Annotated in this window: 18 protein-coding genes; 5 read left to right on the forward strand and 13 right to left on the reverse strand. The window is 54.9% G+C overall.

The features are described from left to right. Positions 1 to 59 precede the first annotated feature (59 nt). From hfq to H2508_RS00645, 6 genes are all read right to left on the reverse strand, one after another. Complete coding sequence (hfq, locus tag H2508_RS00620; RefSeq protein ID WP_182168486.1) at positions 60 to 311, reverse strand: RNA chaperone Hfq; 252 nt, start codon at positions 309 to 311, stop codon at positions 60 to 62. 185 nt (positions 312 to 496) lie between these two features. Further along, complete coding sequence (miaA, locus tag H2508_RS00625) at positions 497 to 1,489, reverse strand: tRNA (adenosine(37)-N6)-dimethylallyltransferase MiaA (RefSeq protein WP_182168535.1); 993 nt, start codon at positions 1,487 to 1,489, stop codon at positions 497 to 499. 6 nt (positions 1,490 to 1,495) lie between these two features. Further along, positions 1,496 to 3,352, reverse strand: a complete 1,857-nt coding sequence (gene mutL, locus H2508_RS00630) for a DNA mismatch repair endonuclease MutL (RefSeq protein WP_182168487.1) — start codon at positions 3,350 to 3,352, stop codon at positions 1,496 to 1,498. Between the two features lie 10 nt (positions 3,353 to 3,362). Beyond that, complete coding sequence (locus H2508_RS00635; protein WP_182168488.1) at positions 3,363 to 4,679, reverse strand: N-acetylmuramoyl-L-alanine amidase; 1,317 nt, start codon at positions 4,677 to 4,679, stop codon at positions 3,363 to 3,365. A 12-nt stretch (positions 4,680 to 4,691) separates the two neighbouring features. Continuing rightward, complete coding sequence (tsaE, locus tag H2508_RS00640; protein ID WP_182168489.1) at positions 4,692 to 5,198, reverse strand: tRNA (adenosine(37)-N6)-threonylcarbamoyltransferase complex ATPase subunit type 1 TsaE; 507 nt, start codon at positions 5,196 to 5,198, stop codon at positions 4,692 to 4,694. Beyond that, positions 5,195 to 6,697 carry an NAD(P)H-hydrate dehydratase gene (locus H2508_RS00645; RefSeq protein WP_182168490.1) on the reverse strand — a complete coding sequence of 501 codons (1,503 nt, stop codon included), beginning with the start codon at positions 6,695 to 6,697 and terminating at the stop codon, positions 5,195 to 5,197. The genes tsaE and H2508_RS00645 overlap by 4 nt, the downstream gene beginning before the upstream one ends. Positions 6,698 to 6,836: 139 nt before the next feature. On the opposite strand from H2508_RS00645, the gene queG reads away from it, so the two are divergent. After that, complete coding sequence (queG, locus tag H2508_RS00650) at positions 6,837 to 7,952, forward strand: tRNA epoxyqueuosine(34) reductase QueG (RefSeq protein ID WP_182168491.1); 1,116 nt, start codon at positions 6,837 to 6,839, stop codon at positions 7,950 to 7,952. 158 nt (positions 7,953 to 8,110) lie between these two features. Here the strand turns inward: queG and orn are convergent, their stop codons facing one another. Beyond that, entirely contained in the window at positions 8,111 to 8,659 is a 549-nt protein-coding gene (gene orn, locus H2508_RS00655) for an oligoribonuclease (RefSeq protein ID WP_182168492.1), read from the reverse strand. A 95-nt stretch (positions 8,660 to 8,754) separates the two neighbouring features. Here orn and rsgA point away from each other — a divergent pair, with 95 nt between their 5' ends. Further along, entirely contained in the window at positions 8,755 to 9,768 is a 1,014-nt protein-coding gene (gene rsgA / locus H2508_RS00660; protein WP_182168493.1) for a small ribosomal subunit biogenesis GTPase RsgA, read from the forward strand. Here rsgA and asd read toward each other — a convergent pair. Further along, a complete protein-coding gene (gene asd, locus H2508_RS00665) occupies positions 9,765 to 10,616 on the reverse strand; it encodes an archaetidylserine decarboxylase (protein ID WP_182168494.1) in 852 nt (283 codons plus the stop codon). The two genes, rsgA and asd, sit on opposite strands and share 4 nt — an antisense overlap. Positions 10,617 to 10,840: 224 nt before the next feature. On the opposite strand from asd, the gene H2508_RS00670 reads away from it, so the two are divergent. Then, positions 10,841 to 12,829 (forward strand): ribonuclease R family protein, encoded by a 1,989-nt coding sequence (locus H2508_RS00670; RefSeq protein ID WP_182168495.1) that lies wholly within the window; start codon positions 10,841 to 10,843, stop codon positions 12,827 to 12,829. Here H2508_RS00670 and H2508_RS00675 read toward each other — a convergent pair whose 3' ends face one another. The 4 genes from H2508_RS00675 to H2508_RS00690 form a co-directional block, all read right to left on the reverse strand. Then, positions 12,830 to 13,141 carry a hypothetical protein gene (locus H2508_RS00675; RefSeq protein ID WP_182168496.1) on the reverse strand — a complete coding sequence of 104 codons (312 nt, stop codon included), beginning with the start codon at positions 13,139 to 13,141 and terminating at the stop codon, positions 12,830 to 12,832. Between the two features lie 165 nt (positions 13,142 to 13,306). Then, entirely contained in the window at positions 13,307 to 14,701 is a 1,395-nt protein-coding gene (asnS, locus tag H2508_RS00680; RefSeq protein ID WP_182168497.1) for an asparagine--tRNA ligase, read from the reverse strand. Between the two features lie 78 nt (positions 14,702 to 14,779). Next, complete coding sequence (locus H2508_RS00685) at positions 14,780 to 15,334, reverse strand: lipid-binding SYLF domain-containing protein (protein WP_182168498.1); 555 nt, start codon at positions 15,332 to 15,334, stop codon at positions 14,780 to 14,782. 22 nt (positions 15,335 to 15,356) lie between these two features. Continuing rightward, positions 15,357 to 16,331: an SDR family NAD(P)-dependent oxidoreductase gene (locus tag H2508_RS00690; protein ID WP_182168499.1), complete on the reverse strand. Its 975-nt coding sequence runs from the start codon at positions 16,329 to 16,331 to the stop codon at positions 15,357 to 15,359. 126 nt (positions 16,332 to 16,457) lie between these two features. On the opposite strand from H2508_RS00690, the gene H2508_RS00695 reads away from it, so the two are divergent. Next, the gene (locus tag H2508_RS00695; RefSeq protein WP_182168500.1) at positions 16,458 to 16,850 is read left to right on the forward strand and encodes a PPOX class F420-dependent oxidoreductase; all 393 of its coding nucleotides are present in this window, start codon (positions 16,458 to 16,460) and stop codon (positions 16,848 to 16,850) included. A 68-nt stretch (positions 16,851 to 16,918) separates the two neighbouring features. On the opposite strand, the gene H2508_RS00700 is transcribed toward H2508_RS00695, so the two are convergent. Continuing rightward, positions 16,919 to 17,545 (reverse strand): phosphoadenosine phosphosulfate reductase domain-containing protein, encoded by a 627-nt coding sequence (locus H2508_RS00700; RefSeq protein WP_182168501.1) that lies wholly within the window; start codon positions 17,543 to 17,545, stop codon positions 16,919 to 16,921. Between the two features lie 263 nt (positions 17,546 to 17,808). Here H2508_RS00700 and H2508_RS00705 point away from each other — a divergent pair, with 263 nt between their 5' ends. Further along, a complete protein-coding gene (locus tag H2508_RS00705; RefSeq protein WP_182168502.1) occupies positions 17,809 to 19,914 on the forward strand; it encodes a BCCT family transporter in 2,106 nt (701 codons plus the stop codon). Positions 19,915 to 19,933 lie beyond the last annotated feature (19 nt).

The following is a 19,933-nucleotide window of genomic DNA, read 5'->3' on the forward strand; positions in this document are numbered from 1 at the left end:
AAGCACCTCGGCAATTTAGACCGCAGCCACCCCAACTTGAGGTGGCACTGCGGTGGATATTAGCTGTCGCCACCATCTTCCTCGGGCGGATTCTGCATTGGCAGACGCACCACACGAGACGGGACAACAGTAGAAATGGCGTGCTTGTACACCATCTGACTGACAGTGTTCTTCAACAGCACAACAAACTGGTCGAAGGATTCGATTTGGCCCTGCAGCTTGATGCCATTCACCAGGTAAATCGAAACAGGCACTCGTTCCTTACGCAGAATATTCAGGTAAGGGTCTTGTAGAGTGTGCCCTTTTGACATAGCTCTCTCCTTGGTCGGCTCAACTCGAGCCAAAAAAATGAATTAAGTAGCCTCTTCCCAACCCAGCAGCCGTATTAACTATCTCCACTGGAGTGACATCGGGCATGATCACGGCGCAACAACGAGTTGCGAGCTCCTAGCACTGTCGCAACAGCCCATCGGTAGTATAGTTCACAACCAGCAACCTATATTGGGTTTGCTCCAATATAATTCAAAGCCACCTGCAACGGGTCACTAATACTAGCACTCGTCGCATGCTGTGACCCTTGGTTGGGCAAAATGTTCCCTTGCTCGTCAGTATCCATCCAATATAGCTCTGGCCACTTGCGCAACCAAGTCAGCTGACGCTTAGCTAGTTGGCGCGTCGCCGCTATAGCCCGCTCAACGGCCTCCTCTAAGCTACACTCACCATCTAGATGCTGCCAAAGCTGTCGGTATCCCACTGCACGAATCGCAGGCAGGTCAGCGTGCAACTGGGGTTGAGCGTAAAGCTCCTGCACTTCTTGCAAAAACCCCTGGGCCATCATCTGCTGAAAGCGCTGCTCTATACGACGGTGTAAAACTTTACGGTCCCGCGGACAAATAACCAGCTGACGCAAATCAAAGCGGGCCGAGGGCAATTCACTGGGCTGCTGTCGCTGCCACTCACTAATTGGCACCCCGGTACTGCGATAAACCTCCAGCGCCCGCGACAGCCGCTGAGAATGATTAGGGTGGATACGTGCAGCAGACTCGGGATCCACCTCCTGCAGTTGCCGGTGCAGAGCAGGCCAGCCGCTCTGCGCTGCCTCGCGCTCGATCGCCTGCCGGACCTCAACATCAGCCGCTGGCATGTCTGCCAAGCCGTCGAGAAAGGCGCGAAAGTATAACATCGTCCCCCCCACCAGCAGGGGTGTTTTACCGCGGGCAATAATATCCGCAACAACAGCCTGGGCGTCGCTGGCAAAATCAGCAGCCGAGTAGGGCTGCTGCGGCTCTCGAATATCAATCAGGTGGTGCGGGTAGTCTGGCTTAGCACTGCCGATATCGAGTCCGCGATATACCAGCGCCGAATCGACGCTGACCAATTCGCAGTTTAGCTCGCCGGCTAAGGCTATCGCCAGCTCCGTTTTGCCCGAGGCAGTTGGCCCGGTCAGGCAAATCAGGCGCGGCTTAGCCGAGCTCGAAGCTGCTGACATAATCACTCAGCGCCCCCTTAAAAAGAGCTTGTCGAGCTCAGCGAGCCCCATCTGAGTCCAAGTTGGTCGCCCGTGGTTACACTGACCGGCGCGCTCAGTGGCCTCCATATCACGCAGCAGAGCATTCATTTCTGGGATAGTCAGCCGCCGGTTGGCACGCACAGAGCCATGGCAGGCCATGGTTGAGAGAATTTCATCCTGATGGGCTTCAATACGATCCGAACTGCCATATTCAATAAGGTCCGACAGCACATCTCGCAGCAACTGCTCAACATTAGAATCGCGCAGCGCCACTGGAATTTGTCGGATTAGCAAGCTTTCAGCACCAGCCACATCAACAGCCATGCCTAGACGCTCGAAGAGCTCACTATGCTCTAGGGCTAAATCCACCTCACGCTGGCTAACTGCCACCGCTTGCGGCACCAACAGCGGCTGACTGCGAATGCCCTCAGTGCTACGAGCTTGCTTAAGCCGCTCGTAGGTAATCCGCTCATGGGCAGCGTGCATATCTACCAGCACCAGACCATGAGCATTTTCCGCTAGGATATAAATGCCTTTGAGTTGAGCTAGCGCATAGCCCAAGGGCGGCACTTCTTCATCGGCGTTTTGTGCCAGCTCCTGTGACTGGCCGTGCAGAGCTGCATAAGCACGCACTTGCTCCATGCTGTTGCCGGCAGTTGAAGGCGCTGCACTGTAATAGGGAGCAGCGCCAGAGGCTGTTCCAGCCGGGGGCAGCAAATCCTGAGCAGCGCCCCAAGCCAAACCTCCTTGGCTGCGAATTTCTCCGGTTAAGGTATCGACAGTCTCGCCCTCTGCGGTGACTGCTGTAGAGCCACCCGCTAGGCTATCTTGACCGGGCCGCACATCGGCCAAGGCTCGGTGCAAGCTACTAAAGATAAAGTTGTGCACACTGCGTCCATCGCGAAAACGCACCTCGTGCTTGGTGGGGTGGACGTTAACGTCCACCTGCGCTGGGTCGAGCTCTAAATAGAGGACAAAAGCAGGGTGCCTTCCGTGATACAAGACGTCGCGATAAGCTTGCTTTACTGCATGGGCGACCAACTTGTCGCGAATCACTCGCCCATTGACGAAAAAGTACTGTAGGTCAGCCTGACTCCGTGAAAAGGTCGGTAAACCCACCCAGCCCCACAGGCGCAGGGGCGGGCGATCGTGATCGATATGAATGGCCTGCTCCATAAATGCCGGACCGCAAACACTTGCCACTCGATGCTGACACTCGGCCTGCGTTAAGGCTGGCTTGAGATTATGAATGCTGCGGCCATTGTGACGCAGGCTGAACCCGACATCGAAGCGCGATAAAGCAAGGCGCTTAACCACCTCTTCCAAATGATTGAATTCAGTTTTTTCAGTGCGTAAAAACTTGCGCCGGGCCGGCGTATTAAAAAACAGATCGCGAACTTCTACTGTGGTGCCCCTAGGATGGGGTGCCGGCTTTACCTGCACCTCCATATCGCGGCCCTCACATAGAGCACTGTTGCCCTCGCTGCTTTGGCTCTGATCATTCGAGGTCAATGTCAATCGCGACACCGAGCCAATACTAGCCAGCGCCTCGCCTCTAAAGCCCAAACTGCCAACGCTCTCGAGATCTTCCAGCGAAGTAATTTTACTCGTGGCATGGCGGGCCAATGCCAAGGGCAGGTCGTCCGCAGCAATGCCCATTCCGTCATCGCGCACGCGAATCAATTTGGTGCCACCGGCTTCAACATCTACTTCTATTCGAGTAGCGCCGGCATCAACGCTGTTTTCCAACACTTCTTTTACTACCGACGCGGGGCGTTCTACCACCTCTCCGGCAGCAATCTGGTTGGCCAACCTGGTACTCAGGCGGTGTATTTTAGACATAAGACGCTTGTTAGCTTGTGGGGATAGTGAGTGTTTGCCCGATGGTAATCCGTGTGCCGGAAAGGCCATTAGCATTTTTCAGTTTACTGAGCGGCACATTAAAGCGCTCGGCAATACCGGACAGTGTATCACCACGGGCAATAATGTATTGCTGCTCGCCCTGCATCTTCTGCCAAGCTAGCAAAGTCCCAGCCGGCGGATGCGCGGCAAACCAGTCGCGAATACCCGCATGTATGGCCTGCGCCATCCTTTGCTGATAGCTTCGCGTGTTAAGACGGCTAGCATCATTGGGGTTGGAAATAAAACCAGTCTCAATAAGGATCGAGGGTATGTCTGGCGACTTGAGCACGGCAAACCCAGCTTGCTCTACACCGGGCTTATGCAAGCGCGCCACGCCACTCATACGGGACAAAACTTGCCCGCCTAATTTCAAGCTGGTATCGAGGGTGGAGGTCATCGACAAGTCGGCAAGCACACTAGCCAGCACGTCATCCTTATCCGATAGGCGCACACCGCCGACTAAGTCCGCGGCATTTTCTCGCTGGGCTAAATAGCGGGCAGCCGTACTGGTCGCGCCTTGGGTCGACAGTGCATAAACCGATGCGCCATTAGCAGATGGACGAGTAAAGGCATCGGCATGGATGGAGACAAATAAATCTGCCTGGCGCTTACGAGCGATATCCCGACGACCTTTCAAGCTCACATAGTAGTCGCCAGTGCGGACCATCGTCGGCTTAAAACCGCTGTCGCTGGCCAACAACTTTTCCAACTCTTTGGCGATCGACAGCACCACGTCTTTTTCACGCAGACGGTTGGGGCCTAGCGCGCCAGGATCTTCGCCGCCGTGCCCGGCATCGATAGCAACAATGATTTCTCGCTTGCCTCGATCAGCGACACTCTTGTGAACTGTCGGCGCTTGCGTGGTTGCTTTCGCAGGGGCCTGATCATAGAGATCCAGCACCAAGCGGTCGCCAGCCTGCTGGTTGGCCCGCAGAGAAAAGCTGCGAGGTGTGATCTCCTCACTTAAATCAAATACTACGCGCAGATCGGTCTTTTCTCGGATACCACTGCGAATCTGCTGTATCGGCGTATTCTCTAAAGGCAGACTATCCAAACTGGTCTTAAGCTGGATATTAGGGATATCCACCACCAAACGGCGGGGGTTATCCAGCATGATAACTTTATGTTCGGCGGGACCTGTCAGGTCAAATACCACACGCGTGTGGTCGGGTGCCCGCCACAAACGCACATCGTGCACCTCCACCGCCCACGCGGTGGAAGCCGACAGCCACGCCAGGAGCGCAACGATCCAGCAAGCCCTGTTCATATCACTCCAACCCTATTGTCGTTGTTGAGATCGATGTTTTTGTCGCCACCGAGCCAACACCGAACCCCCCAATTCTGTACTGGCTTGTATGTGAAGACGGCGGCCCGATCCTGCTGGCGCTATGGTAATCCCTATGTCTGCTGGGGGCAAAATCCCCCGCCCCCGAACCGGCCACTCAATCAAGCATATCGAATCGGGCCGAAAATAATCTCGCACCCCCATAAACTCAAGCTCTTCTGGATCACCTAGGCGGTACAAGTCGAAGTGATACACCTCCACGCCAGCTAAAGCATAGGGCTCTACTAAAGTATAGGTTGGGCTTTTAACCGCCCCTTCATGCCCCATGGCCCTAATCAGACCTCGGCTAAAGGTCGTTTTTCCCATCCCGAGTTCACCTTCTAGGTAAATCACCAAACCCGGGCAGCACACCGCAGCCAGGCCCGCCCCTAGATCTGTCATAGCAGTTTCTTCGGGGGCCTCAACCACCCATTCCGCAGCTTGACCAGATACATCAATCATTGCAGGAGACCTCGCATTTCATGCATTAAATCCGAAGCCGCCAGACCGCGCTGACCAGCAGCTGCAGCACGATCTGCAGCAGCGCCATGTAAACATGCTGCTAGGGCCGCAGCCATCACCGCCGGTAGGCCCTGCGCTAAGAGAGCCGCAATCACACCACTTAACACATCGCCCATACCGCCACTGGCCATCCCCGGATTACCGTAATCACTTAGCAAAATCTGCCCACCACCACTAATCAATGTACCACTACCTTTTAACAGCACGACTCCCCCCCAGCGACGCTGGAGCTCACTGACAGCCGCAAAACGATCAGCTTGAAGCTCCGCTGTAGAGCAGCCTAGTAAACGAGCTGCTTCACCCGGATGGGGCGTCAGCACCCAGTTATCACGCGCTTTGAACTGTCCCCCTAGCCCAGCGGCCAGCAGATTCAGCGCATCGGCATCGACCACCATTGGCAACTCACTGCGCAAAGCTGCCTGGCACAGTTGTTCAGACCATGGCGAGCGCCCCAGCCCCGGCCCTATCACCAGCACTGTGGCGCTGGGAATTAAGGCCGATAAATCCTGCCCCGAAGCAACTGCCTGGGCCATCACCTCTGGACTGCGCGCCAGCACTGCGCTGACATGCTCCGCTCGGGTAGCAGCGCTGACCAAGCCTGCCCCGCAGCGCAGTGCCGCCTCGGCCGCTAGCGCCGTCGCCCCGCCCATACCGTAATCACCGCCGATGACCAGCACTCGCCCATATAAGCCTTTATGGGCAGTGGCTGGCCGTGGAGCCAATGCCGGCAACAGGGCCTCCAGCTGCAAGCGCAGGCAAGTAGCTGGTAGATGACTGCTGAGCGCAGCCCCGACCCCTAGACTGGCCAGTTCCACACTGCCACAGTAATCCGGCCCAGACGCTGTGTACAAACCGCGTTTTGCGGCAATAAAAGTGACGGTGTGCGCTGCCTGCACTGCCACCCCGAGTACTGATCCGCTATCGGCACAGAGGCCAGAGGGAAGATCCAAAGCCATCACCGGTATCGCTGAGCTGTTTAGTGCCTCAATCGCTGCTCGATAGGCAAGACGCGGCTCCCCACCCAAGCCAGTGCCAAGCATGGCGTCGACCCGTACCGCGTCATGTGGATCGAGCGCGGCAAATTCTTCGGCAGAATACGCCACCATCGGCACTCCCGCCGCTAAAGCCTGCTGTCTAGCAGCAAGTGCATCGCTCTGCATTCTCTGCAGCTGCCCCAACTCCAGCACCTTCACTGAGTAGCCTTGCTGCTGCGCAAGAGCGGCCAGCAAGTAGCCATCACCCCCATTATTGCCAGTGCCGCAAAGTACCTGCAGCGATTTCACCTGCGGCCACTTACTCAGTAGCGACTGCCAGGCCGCCTGAGCGGCACGAGACATTAACTCCGCAGCCGTCACCTCAAAATGCGCCATGGCATAGCGGTCTAGCTCTCGGCTCTGCGCAGCAGTGTACAAAGCTTGCAGGCCTATATGCTCGAACATACATCCTCTCTCGTAATACGAATTGTGCCAGGCCTAGAGCCCGCCTATCCTGATTCTGCTAAACTGCTTGCTAGCATACTGATTCTGACCACCGCGCGCCGGCAAATTATAGGCGCCCTAGCATCCGCGGCCCAGCCCCATGTCTGATCTATCATCAACTCAAGCTGACAGTGAACAAAGCCGCGCAGCTGCGCCGACACTCGACAGTGAGCAGCAATTATTGCTACTGCAGCAAATCAAAGAGTGGGCGGCAGAGCTGGGCTTCCAGCAAGTGGGCATCAGTGATATCGAACTCAGCGAACATCAGGACTATCTGCAAAAGTGGCTCGATGCCGGCTACCACGGCAGCATGGACTACATGGCCCGCCATGGCAGCAAGCGCTCCCGCCCCGAACAGCTGGTCCCTGGCACCTGCCGAGTAATTAGCCTGCGGATGGATTACTTATACGAGGATACTCAAGCGCTCGAGGTGCTGGACTCATCTGAGCTAGCCTATATTTCACGCTATACCTTAGGCCGGGATTATCACAAACTGATCCGCAAGCGCTTGGCACAATTGGCCCTGCGTATTGAGGCCGAAGCCGGCGGCGGTCAGTATCGCGCCTTTGTCGACAGCGCGCCAGTGCTAGAGCGAGCCCTTGCCGAGCGCGCCGGCTTGGGCTGGATCGCCAAAAACACCATGTTGATAAATGACAAGGCTGGGTCTTGGTTTTTCCTCGGCGAAATTTATACCGACCTCCCCCTGCCCGTCAGCAAGCCCCAGACGAGCAAGCACTGCGGCAGCTGCAGCGCGTGTTTGGAAATCTGCCCTACCAACGCCTTTCTTGGCCCTCATCAACTCGACGCTCGGCGCTGTATTTCATACCTCACCATTGAGCACCGCGGCAGTATCGACCCCGAACTGCGACCACTGATGGGCAACCGCATTTTTGGCTGCGATGACTGTCAGTTAGTATGTCCCTGGAACAAGTTTGCCAAGGCGACCAATGAGCCCGACTTCCGGCCCCGGCATCAACTTGCCGCGCCACAATTAGTAGAGCTTTTTCTGTGGGACGAGCAGACCTACTTAAAAAACACCGAGGGCTCAGCTCTCAGACGCATTGGCCATGAACGCTGGCTACGCAACATCGCCATCGCTCTAGGCAACGCCGAAACCTCAGATGAGATTATTGCTGCACTTCAGCAGCGCGCTGCACATGACTCAGAGCTGGTCAGAGAGCACGTCAACTGGGCGCTAGCGCGCCACGGCCAATAGGAGCTATTGCCACTACTCATGCGCTCACAGCCTGAGATAAGGACTCTGTGGTGCCCGAGCCTGAGGGGGAAACTTGCAGCACATGAACCAGGCAATAGGCGCAAGCTCCCCAAGCGATCCCTCCATTAACTGCAATATTGCTGATTAATGGATGCAGTTCATGGATTCAAACGCAGAAAATGTTCACGGTAATAGCGCAGCTCCGCTATCGATTCTCTGATGTCGTCCAAGGCCAAATGCGTGCCCGCCTTGCTGAAGCCTGCATCTAAGTCTGGCCGCCAGCGCTGCATCAGAATTTTTAGGGAGCTGACATCGAGGTTGCGGTAATTAAAAAAGCGTTCCAACTCCGGCATATGTCGAGCCATAAAGCGTCGATCTTGGCAGATACTATTGCCGCACATTGGCGATGCGCCAGCCGGCACCCACTGCTCGAGAAAAGCGATGGTTTCACTACTCGCCATTGCTTCATTCACGGTACTGGCACGAACTCGCGGCACCAGACCTGAGGCATTGTGGTGCGTGGTATTCCACTCATCCATCGCCGCGAGGCGCTCATCACTCTGATGGATTGCCAGTACCGGTCCTTCAGCTAGAGTATTGAGCTCGCTATCGGTCACTATGGTGGCGATTTCAATGACCACATCCTGCTCTGGGATCAGCCCGGTCATCTCCATATCAACCCAAATCAAGTTAGCCGGATTTTGCATGTTTATACCTGTATTGATTTAAAAGTTAGCCAGTGTAGCAAATACTTATTGCGATACTATTTGCGCCGACCCCTCCAGCACCTAATAATGATCGCATGAGCAAACGAAAACTTAGCCGCCAACAATCTTGGCGCGTCAGCAAAATCCAACAGGAGCGCGCCGAGCGCGCTGCTAAACGTGGCGCGGCTGCCGAACAAGCCCTATCCGCAGGTGAACTCGGCCCCGAACGCGAGGGACTGGTGATCGCCCACTACGGCACACAAGTCGATATTGAGTCTGAACCGGGCCACAGCATGCGCTGCCACCTGCGAGCCAATCTCGAGCCCTTAGTGACCGGCGACCAGGTGATTTGGTGTGAAGGACAGCCCACTGGGGTGGTGGTCGCGCAATTGCCGCGCCACAGTGAACTATGCCGCCCCGACCCCTACGGCAAACTGAAGCCAGTAGCGGCTAACATTGACCGGATTTTTGTCGTCATTGCGGCTCTACCTGAGCCCCACGCCAATCTGATTGACCGCTATTTAATCGCCGCAGAGGCGGTGTCGATTCAAGCTGTACTGGTCCTTAATAAAACAGATTTATTGGCAGACAACCCGCAACTGAAACAAAAGCTGGATCAGCTCTTAGCTATTTATCCGGCGCTGGGCTATCCCTTACTGGAGGTCTCCAGCCTCAGTGGCGGCCTCGAAGACTTGCACGCGGCACTGCGCGATCGCACCAGTGTATTTGTCGGGCAGTCGGGCGTGGGCAAGTCTTCGCTGGTCAACAAGCTCCTGCCAGGGATAGATCTGCGAGTGGGAGGACTCTCGGAGTCGAGCCATAAAGGCACTCACACCACCACCACAGCGCAGCTGTTTCACCTGCCTTCTGGAGGCAGTTTGATTGACTCTCCCGGTATTCGCGAATTTGGACTCTGGCATATGAACCGCGATCAAGTGACGCAAGGCTTTCGGGAGTTTCGCCCCCACTTAGGCCACTGTCGTTTCCGCGACTGTCAGCATCAGCAGGAGCCCGGTTGCGCCATACTAGCCGCAGCCGAAGAGGGCATAATCAGCGCCGAACGACTCGATAGCTACCGGCGCATTATTGCCAGCTTAGAGAACCCCTAAGAAGCACTCTCTGCCAGTGCTTCCCCGAGCCGAGTGGGACTGCCCGCGCGATAGTGCTCAGCCCAATCCACCGCGCCTTCAGGGAATAGCAAAATAACCGTTGAGCCCAGTTTAAAGCGCCCCATCTCCTCGCCTTGGGCCAGTGTTATCGGCGCAGGTTGCGCACTGTAGTCGCGGTGCTCAATTTGGCGCGGCGGCGGTGCCACCTGGCCTGACCAAACGGTTTCGATGCCAGCGACGATCATCGCCCCCACCAAAACCATCGCCATCGGCCCTACTTCAGTATCGAAATAGCACACCAAGCGCTCGTTGCGGGCAAATAAACGCTCCACCCCTTCAGCCGTCGCGGCGTTGACTGAAAACAGCTCACCGGGAATATAGCGAGTTGCCGTGAGCCGGCCGGCTACGGGCATATGGACACGGTGATAGTCTCGGGGCGATAGATAAATAGTCGCGAAGCTGCCGTTGCGGAACTGTTCAGCGCGCTGCTCATCCCCACCAAGCAGTGCCCAGGTAGAATAATTGCGCCCCTTGGCCTGCAATAGGCTGTGCTCCTTGATCTCCCCTATTTGGCTAATCGCGCCATCGGCAGGGCAGACAATCGCGGCCTCCGCAAGGGGGCGTGCCCCCTCTTTCAGAGCCCGGGTAAAAAAGGCATTAAAGTTGGCATAGGAGGATAAATCAGGGTTCTCCGCCTCACTCATATCGACCTTAAAATGGCTCGCAAAACCGCGGATCAGCCAGTTTTTCAGCCAATGGGGGCCGCGCAGCTCGGCTAAGGCAGCTACCAGCCGCGATAAAAGATGCTGAGGTACTAGATGTTGAAACAATATAAACAGTGAATCCATAGCGTCGACAGCTTCCTGCTCCGTTTGCTGTAATAAGAGGTCGCGAAGGTGCCCCCGCCGGCGCAGTTTAGCACCGCAGGACAGTAAATGGGGGAGTGGCAGCACGAGAAAGCACGATGGCTTTGCCTCTGCCGCGCAGACAAGGTGATTGCACACTGACAGGGCCCTGCTTTTCAGCTACGATAGCCTGCCTATACTCTCACTATGTAAGACGCTGTAACCCAATGCTCAATCAGGACTCACTCTCCCAGCTCAAAGGCCTTAAGTCGCGCATGGAGGCCGAAAAAGAACGGGCCGAGGCGGTGGTCAAAGGTACCCAAGCCCGCTACGGTTTTGCTGTCCTAGATGACGGGCGGGAAATCTTTATTCCGCCTGACGAAATGCTCAAAGCCTTCCCCGAAGACCGGGTAAAGGTTTGCATCCGCCCCACCGGCGACAATAAAACCATCGCCGATATTGAAAAGCTGGTAGATAGCCCGCTAGGCGAGTTTACTGGCCGCTGTGTACGCAAGGGTAAAGCGTTTTTTGTACAGCCAGACCTACCCCATCTAAAGCGCTGGTTATTCATTCCTCCTCACGCCCGCAACGGCGTTAAAGAGGGTGATTATCTGCGCTGCGCCATTTTGCGACACCCCATACGAGACGGTAAACCACAAGCCAAGGTGCTGTCGATAATGGGCAACGATGCCACGCCCGGTATAGAAAACCTCTACTGCATAACCAAATTTGGGCTCGCCACCGAATGGGGCAGTAGCGCACAAAAAGATCTGCAGCGCAGTCTGGAGCAATGTCGCCCACTGGAAAACTCCAGCCGCCGCGATTTGCGGGACCTAGAATTCATCTCCATTGATGCAGCCAAGACCCAAGACATCGACGACGCTCTGTATGCCGAAGTCTCCAACGATGGCTGGGTGCTGTACGTAGCAATCGCCGACCCCACGGCTTACATCACCCCCGGCTCACAACTGCAGCGTGATATCGCTGCGCGCGGCACCTCGGTATATTTTCATGGTGATATTCTGCCTATGTTGCCCGAGGCGCTGTCACAAGACACCTGCGCCCTATCTGAGGGAAATGACCGCCCAGCATTGGTCTGTCGTATTGCTATTGGCGACAACGGCTCTGTCGGCGAGGCTGAGTTCATCGAGGCTACCATCCGCTCACGCGCCAAGCTGTCCTATTACGCGGTAGATCGCTATCTCAACGGCCAAGCCGATGAACTGATGAGCCACGCCAGCCCGCTGGAGGCCTTGTATCAGGTTTATCGCGCACTGCGCGCGCACCGAGAAGCCAATGAGCTGGTCATGGAAGATCGCCAAGAGTACCGCTGGGTGCTCAACGACAACAAACAGATCGAGCATATCGAGCCCTACGACAAATTACTCTCGCAAAAGCTCGTTGAAGAATGCATGGTGGCGACTAACCGCTGTGCGGCTCAATTTCTGGCAGAGCACCAAGCGCCGGGGCCCTTTGTTTGCCACCCGGGATTTCGTGCTGACCGCTTAGATGAAACTCGCAAATTTCTGGAAATGCATGCGCCGGCAGCTATCGAGCTGGACCCACAGAGCCGCGAAGGCTACCGCGACATCATGCTCGAGTTAGCTAAAAACTCCGAGACTTTGCCTTTGCGTGCCATGGTTAATCGCCTGCTGACCCGAGCCGAGCTCAGTACCGAACCCGGCCCTCATATGGGCATGGCACTGGACTGTTACACAAACTGCACTTCACCACTGCGCAAGTACGTGGACTTCTTAGTGCACTTACAGATCAAGGCCATTCTTGCGGGCAATAAGCCGGACATGATTGAACAGAGCAGCCTCAGCGCGCTGAAAGATCAGCTGCTAGTGGCACGCAGCGCGACCCAAGAGGCCGAGCGCTGGTTAGCCAGTCGCTACTTAGCTCGCATAGCAAGTGACAACGAAGGCCAAACCTTTAGCGGCACAGTGTCACATATCAACAGCAGTGGCTTTAATGTCCGCCTAACCGACAACGGTTTAGAAGGTTTTGTCGACCTGCGCAAAGACCCCGAGAAGTTCAGCTACGATAAGTGGACTGCCAGCCTGACTAGCACGACGCGTCGCTTCCAACTCGAACAGGCGGTAGAAGTGCGCTTTGAACGGGTTGATAGCGATAACCGCTTCCAGGTTTTATTTCAGCTCGCAGATGGCTGCGGCCTAAAGCCGGATAAAAACGCGCCTCAAGAACAAGCTTAATTAATACGCTTTGGGAGCCGGTGATTTAGCACGCCGGCGGCCCAAAGCCGGCCCCTGCAAATGACTTAAATACTGCTGCACCCGGGCTACCAAACGCAGCATCTCTGCCACACCCAGAGTGCGCAGATAGATACCCATTGCACTCATGTCATCAACTGCCATATTGGGCTCAACGATTCGCAGGGCAGCAATCACCTGCAACTCACTATGACTGTAGTCACCCTCATCGGCGAAAATTAGCCGCGTAAAAGTATCCACAATAGCCATTTCATCAGGTACATCTAGCTGTACCCCTGCGCCAGCCCACCTCATTGCGCCTCTCCCGAGATTGATCCATATCGCGACACGCTCAAAGCACGCTCCAATTACGAGCCAATTGCTTAAAGCTTAGGCGATATTCACGAAACTGCAGGATTTTTGTACAGCGGAGCTAAAACTGGAGGGCGCAGGGCCTGCTGCGCCCCTATGCTTAGCCGCTTAAAAAGCCGCGTTACCCGGGGTTCGCGGGAAGGGAATCGCATCGCGCACATTGTCCATGCCGCTGACGTAATTGAGCAGACGTTCGAAACCGAGGCCAAAGCCAGCATGGGGCACACTGCCGTAGCGGCGCAGATCTCGATACCACCACAGCTCTTCGCGCAAATGCTCATCCATGCGCTCATCTAGTACTGACAAGCGCTCCTCGCGCTGACTTCCGCCGATGATTTCACCGATACCTGGTGCTAGGACATCCATGGCCGCGACGGTTTTTTCATCGTCGTTAAGGCGCATGTAAAAGGCCTTGATGTCTTTGGGGTAATTCATCAGCACGACTGGCCGGCCGACGTGTTTCTCCGCTAAATAGCGCTCGTGCTCAGAGGCCAAATCAACCCCCCAAGCCACCGGGTACTCAAAGCTTTCGCCACAGTTTTCCAGTATGCGAATTGCTTCGCTGTACTCCATTCGCTCAAAGCGATTATCAATCACACTGCGCAAGCGATCGATAACCGTGTTATCAATGCGCTGTTGGAAGAAGGCCATATCATCTTCACACTCCTCCAGCACACGGGTAAATACATGCTGCAGCAAGCCCTCGGCGAGATCCGCATTATCATCGAGGTTGGCAAATGCCACCTCCGGCTCCACCATCCAAAACTCTGCTAAGTGGCGGCTGGTATTGGAGTTTTCCGCGCGAAAGGTCGGCCCAAAAGTGTAGACCTTGCTCATTGCCAGACAGTAAGCCTCGACTTCCAATTGTCCCGAGACGGTCAGAAAGGTCTCTTTACCGAAAAAATCCTGACTGTAGTCAAGCTTAGCGCCCCCTGCAGAGAGATTAACTTGATCTAAAGTACTTACTCGGAATAACTCCCCTGCCCCCTCACAATCACTAGCAGTAATAATCGGCGTATTGATCCAGTGGAAGCCATCGCGATAGAAGTAGTTATGGATCGCATTGGCCAAGGTGGTGCGCAGCCGGGTAATGGCACCAAAAGTATTGGTACGCGGACGCAAGTGCGCCTGGGTACGCAAATACTCAAAGCTGTGGCGCTTCTTGGCAATGGGGTAAGACTCGGCATTATCGACCCAGCCAACAACCTCCACCGCAGTGGCCTGTATCTCCAAGCTCTGACCTTTGCCTTGGGATTCCACCAGCTCGCCGCACACGATTACGGCGCAGCCCGTTGACAGCTTTAACAGTTCGGACTGGTAATTATCCAGTGTATTTGGCACTACTGCCTGAATAGCATCAAAGCAGGAGCCATCGTGTATTGCGAGAAAGGAAATACCGGCTTTAGAGTCGCGTTTACTGCGTAGCCAGCCGCGGACTTGCACCGCGTCACCGGAAACAAAGCGCCCCTTAAGGGCATCGGATACTGTGCTTAGTTGTGGCATACGAAAGAGCTCTCAAGGGCTGCTGGAATAGGCGCGGAGGATACCGAAACCGCGCCGCCATCGCCAGTTGTGCCTCGCCTAACGGGCGATTCGGTTAATCACCGTACCGGCCAGATCAAGGTGCGGGGTGAGCTGCCTATCGCTAAAGGTAAAACCCAGGACTGGGCCGATAGCCTGCTTACTCTCTATCCGGCCGCGGCCGTCCACGTGCACGCGCGTCACACCGCCGCTCACTCCAACCTTCCAATTGACGGTATTGCGAAAAGACACCAGCGCATCCTGATTCATAAACAATACCACCTCGGCTTTGAGCCCCTCCGTCTTTGGCAGATCGTGATGGCCACCGGTGGCGGCGTAATAGGCTACAGGCTCCTGATTCACCAGCAACACCCCTTCGCCGTAACGCCCTCCTTCACCAAAGCCCATTTCAACCATGTCGGGAAATACCAGCACGCCGCTGGCCTTGCTGACTAACTGATCAGCTTCAGGGGCGTGTATACGAAGTTTCCTCAGTGCCTCTTGAGATTTACGCTCTATACTTTCACGATCATCTGCCAGCGCCGAGCCTACCAAGAGGCTCAACAGAGCCAAAAGCCAAAAGCCAAACCATCGCCTACTTAATAACTGAGCCATCGACTGTACCTTCCACTTACGGTTAACCAAGCATTGAATTAAAACTGAAAGACTGCCCCACAAGACCTTCAGATAGTTGCCAGAGATCTTCGGCAGTAGCTAAATCAGTGGCGTAGGACTCCACCCCACCAGGGCTATCTGCTGTAGCCGGCCCGGCAATATGACAATCTTCGAGATAGTCGCCCCCACGGTCCAACAATTCTGGCGCTGTTGCCGCATAGACAGTGGTCGCTGCACCCTGTGGAATGGTTTTATAGTTACCCCCAGAAGCATTTTGGGCACGCTGCCCCAACGCCTCGATATCAGCGCTATCTAAGTGGCGTCCCAAGTCGGTGACAATCATACCGGGATGGACAGCAAAAGCTCGCACCCCATAAGGTGCTAGACGCCGATCCAAAGCTACTGTGAACAGCACATTGGCCGTCTTAGACTCACCATAGGCCTGCCATTTATCGTAGTCACGCCTTAAGTAATTCGGATCCTCCAGGTTTAGCGGCGCTAGGCGGTGGCCTGCTGAGCTGAGATTGACCACCCGTGCAGCACCCTGCTGCTTGGCAGCCTCACACAAGGCTGGAGCCATCAGAGCAGTAAATAGAAAATGCCCCAAGTGGTTGGTGCCAAACTGCATTTCAAAACCCTGCGCGCTACGCTGCAGGGGACAGGCCATCACCCCGGCGTTATTAATCAGCAGGTCTACCGATGGATACAGATCGAGCAAAGTGGCAGCGGCGCTGCGCAGCTGCTCTAAGTTCGCCAAGTCGAGCGTAGCAGTATCTAGCTGCCCTGCCAGATTAGCGTCTTCCAAACTTGCTGCTGCCGCTTCCAGCTTTTCTCGATTACGCGCCAGCATCACTACCCTGGCACCACGACTGGCCAAAGCCCTTGCAGTCTCCAGGCCTAAACCAGAAGAGGCGCCTGTGACCAGCGCTACCTTGCCCTCCAGCGACAAGCCCTGCAGCACATCGTCGGTGCTGCTCTCGGCCCCAAACTCTCTCATCAAACACCTCTAATTATGTCGATTTGTTTTGCCAGTCATTGTGGCAGAGAATCTGCTACAAGCGTTAGCTCGACACTCAGATGCCAGCAACAAGCCACAGTCATAATTCAACAGGAAGCAGTCAACATGAACAACACAGTGCAACAACTCGAATCCGGTGATTACATCAGCTTTGCGACACGCAAACGCTCAGGCGAGTTTGTGCCCACGCCAGTGTGGTTTGCTCCCGATGGCGATAGTTACTATTTGTTCTCTGCCGGCGGGGCCGGCAAGGTCAAGCGCCTGCGTAACTTTAATGAGGTGCGCATTGCCTCCTGCACAGTCACCGGCAAGCTAAACGGCCCTTGGCACGATAGCCATGCCTATCTCTTAAGCAGTAAAGAAGACTGTGACAAGGCGCTGGCCGCTTTGCGGCGCAAATATTTTGTGATGATGCGCTTGGGGGACTTCTTTTCCTATCTCACGGGTAAGTATCAGCGCCGCGCCTATATCCGCGTCGACCGCCCTAAAGCTTTATAAATTATGAGTATGGCGCTATGGCCTAGTGCAGCAACAAAGGGCTAGCGCTTTGTTGCTATAAAATGCCTCTAAGCGGCTGTATGCAGGCCACATTCGCGGCCATCTAGGACTTTAGTCGGATCAAAGTAGTGCTTGCAGCTTGGCAGCTCGAAAGCCGCCATATACTCGGCAACCTGATCTTCTGACCAATAAAAAATTGGCGCCACCTTGATAATGCCACGGGCATCGCGAGACACGATATCTAGGGTTTTACGGTGCTCGGTTTCTTCGCGGCGAATGCCTGTGAGCCAGATATCGGGCTTAAAATCGTTCAGAGCGCGCTCAAAGGGCTCCAATTTAACCTGCCGGGTAAACTCCTGATGTCTTTCCGTCTCATCGACTGTCGGAATACCACCCATGATCGCGTTGCGCCGCTCTGAGGTCATCAAGGGCGAATAGACCTTCATATTCAGATCAAGGTCACGAATTAAGCGCTCGGCCACCACATAGGTATCCCGCAGGTTATAGCCGGTATCCACCCAGATGGTGGGCACAGAAGGGTCTTCACTGCTTACTAAGTGCAGCATTAAGGCGGCATTGCGCCCCATACTAGTAGTCGCAATCGCAGTGCCACCCAAATTCAAGGCCCAGCGAACCACCTCCTGTGGAGAGGCATTCCGTAGTGCTGCGTTGGCACTGTCTAGGTCCAGATCCAAAACTGAGCAATCCTTGGGATGATGAATGAAGTGAGGGCAGAACTGTAATGAATCAAAAGGGTACTGACAAATAACTATCCTTTATATGGTTATGCAGGCCCGTATGATTGGCGGTAAATGTCGCTCAGTGGATGACAGAAAGTGCAGCGACTCTTTGCTCCGCTACAGAAAAACACCAAGTGAATCAATGGCCCTGCGGTGTGTAAAACGAAGCTCAGGCTGGTAGGCTAGGGGAAAACAGCGCCATTATAAGGAAGTGAAGGATGTCAGACTCGCGCCTCGGGGGCAGCTCCACAATACTCATTCCGGTATTTATCCCCTCCGTCATTGTGATGATATTGCTGGTAATCGGCACCATCAGCAATCCAGATTTGGCCGGCAGTGTATTTGAGCAAACCCTCAAATACATTACTGAAACCTTCGGCTGGTTCTATATGCTCGCGGTAGCCTTTTTTCTGCTCTTTATCGTAGGCATCGCGATGACCCGCTGGGGACACATCAAGCTTGGCCCCGACCACGCCGACCCGCAATACAGTTTCCCTGCCTGGTTTGCCATGCTGTTTTCCGCAGGCTACGGGATTGCCCTACTGTTTTTTGGTGTAGCCGAGCCAGTGCTGCACTACGCTTCTCCACCCAAAGGGGCCGGAGAAACCGTCGACGCTGCGGCGCAAGCGATGCAAATTGCCTTTTTCCACTGGGGCTTTCATATCTGGGCCATTTACGGCCTAGTCGGCTTGGTGCTGGCCTATTTTGCCTTTCGTCACGGCTTACCCCTATCGATGCGCTCAGCCCTATACCCACTCATTGGTGACAAGATTTATGGCCCCATTGGCCACATGGTGGATACCTTTGCCATTCTCGGCACCATGTTTGGTATTGCCACCACTCTGGGGCTGTCCGTCACTCAGATCAACACTGGCTTAAACTATCTCTGGCCGGAAGTGCCAATCAATACTACGGTTCAGATCATCAGTATTTTCCTGATTACTGGACTGGCGATTTTTTCGGTAGTGGCAGGTATGGATAAGGGGGTAAAGCGACTTTCATTATTGAACATGGCCTTGGCGATTACCCTGATGCTGTTTGTGTTTATCGCTGGGCCCACCATCCATATCCTAGAAACTTTCCTGCAGAATACCGGTAACTATCTCAACAATATTGTCGCGCGGACCTTTAACTTACAGGCTTACACGCGAAGCGATTGGATCGGTAACTGGACCCTGTTTATTTTCGGCTGGACTATCGCATGGGCACCTTTTGTCGGCCTGTTTATCGCCAAAATCAGTCGTGGCCGCAGCATCCGCGAGTTCGTCGTTGGGGTGATGTTAGTCCCTTCACTGTTTACCTTCCTGTGGTTTTCGATTTTCGGTGACACCGCACTCTACGCCATCATGAATGAGGGCTATACCAGCCTCATTGGGGAGGTGAAGAACAACCATGCGATCGCTCTCTTCAAGCTCTATGAGATCCTGCCGCTAACCTCGGTGATGTCTTTCCTTTCGGTACTGTTAATCATCACCTTTTTCGTGACCTCTTCCGACTCTGGCTCACTAGTGATTGACTCCCTAGCCTCGGGAGGCGCGCTGCATACGCCTGCCTGGCAGCGGGTTTTCTGGGCTTCTACAGAGGGCGTCCTTGCCTCTGCCCTGCTGCTCGCCGGTGGCCTGGGTGCGCTGCAAACCATGACTATTGTCAGCGCCCTACCTTTCAGCATCATCATGATCGTGTCGGCACTCGGTATGTGGCGCGCTCTGCGTATTGAAGGGCACCATCACCGCAGCTTAAAAACCGACATACAGCAGCGCTTCAGCGGCACCAGCGGTCACGGGCTATGGCGGCGGCGCCTTCATGATTTGGTCACATTCCCCAGCCGTAGCGAAGTTCAAGAGTTTATGGACACCACGGTGCGCAAAGCTATGTTGCGAGTCGAACGCGAGCTGCTAAAAGTCGATTGGCAAGCCGTGGTACACAACGATCACGAGCACCAGCGCATCTATTTAGAAGTCATCAAAGATGAACAGGTTGATTTTATCTACGAAATTCGCGCCCTAGAGCAAGCTCTGCCTGATTACGCCCAATTGGAATCGAGTGATTCCGATGACACTCAAGAGTTTTACTACCGGGCCGAGGTGTTTTTACGCCGCGGCGGACAATCCTACGATATTTACGGGTTCGACCAGCAGGACATCATCACTGATATTCTCGACCAGTTTGAGAAGCACCTGCACTTCCTGCACATATCGCCAGACATACTGCCTTGGCGGATGGAGGCACACGATGACCTACTCAATTCCCCAGCCGATGCCACTGAGGAAGACAGTAAGGCAGCACCCTCTGGTCAAAGCGGCGCAACAAAGCCCGCTGTATAAAACTGTGTGAGGGCAATAC

This window comes from Sediminihaliea albiluteola (genome assembly GCF_014077625.1).
Classification (GTDB): Bacteria; Pseudomonadota; Gammaproteobacteria; order Pseudomonadales; family Halieaceae; genus Sediminihaliea; species Sediminihaliea albiluteola.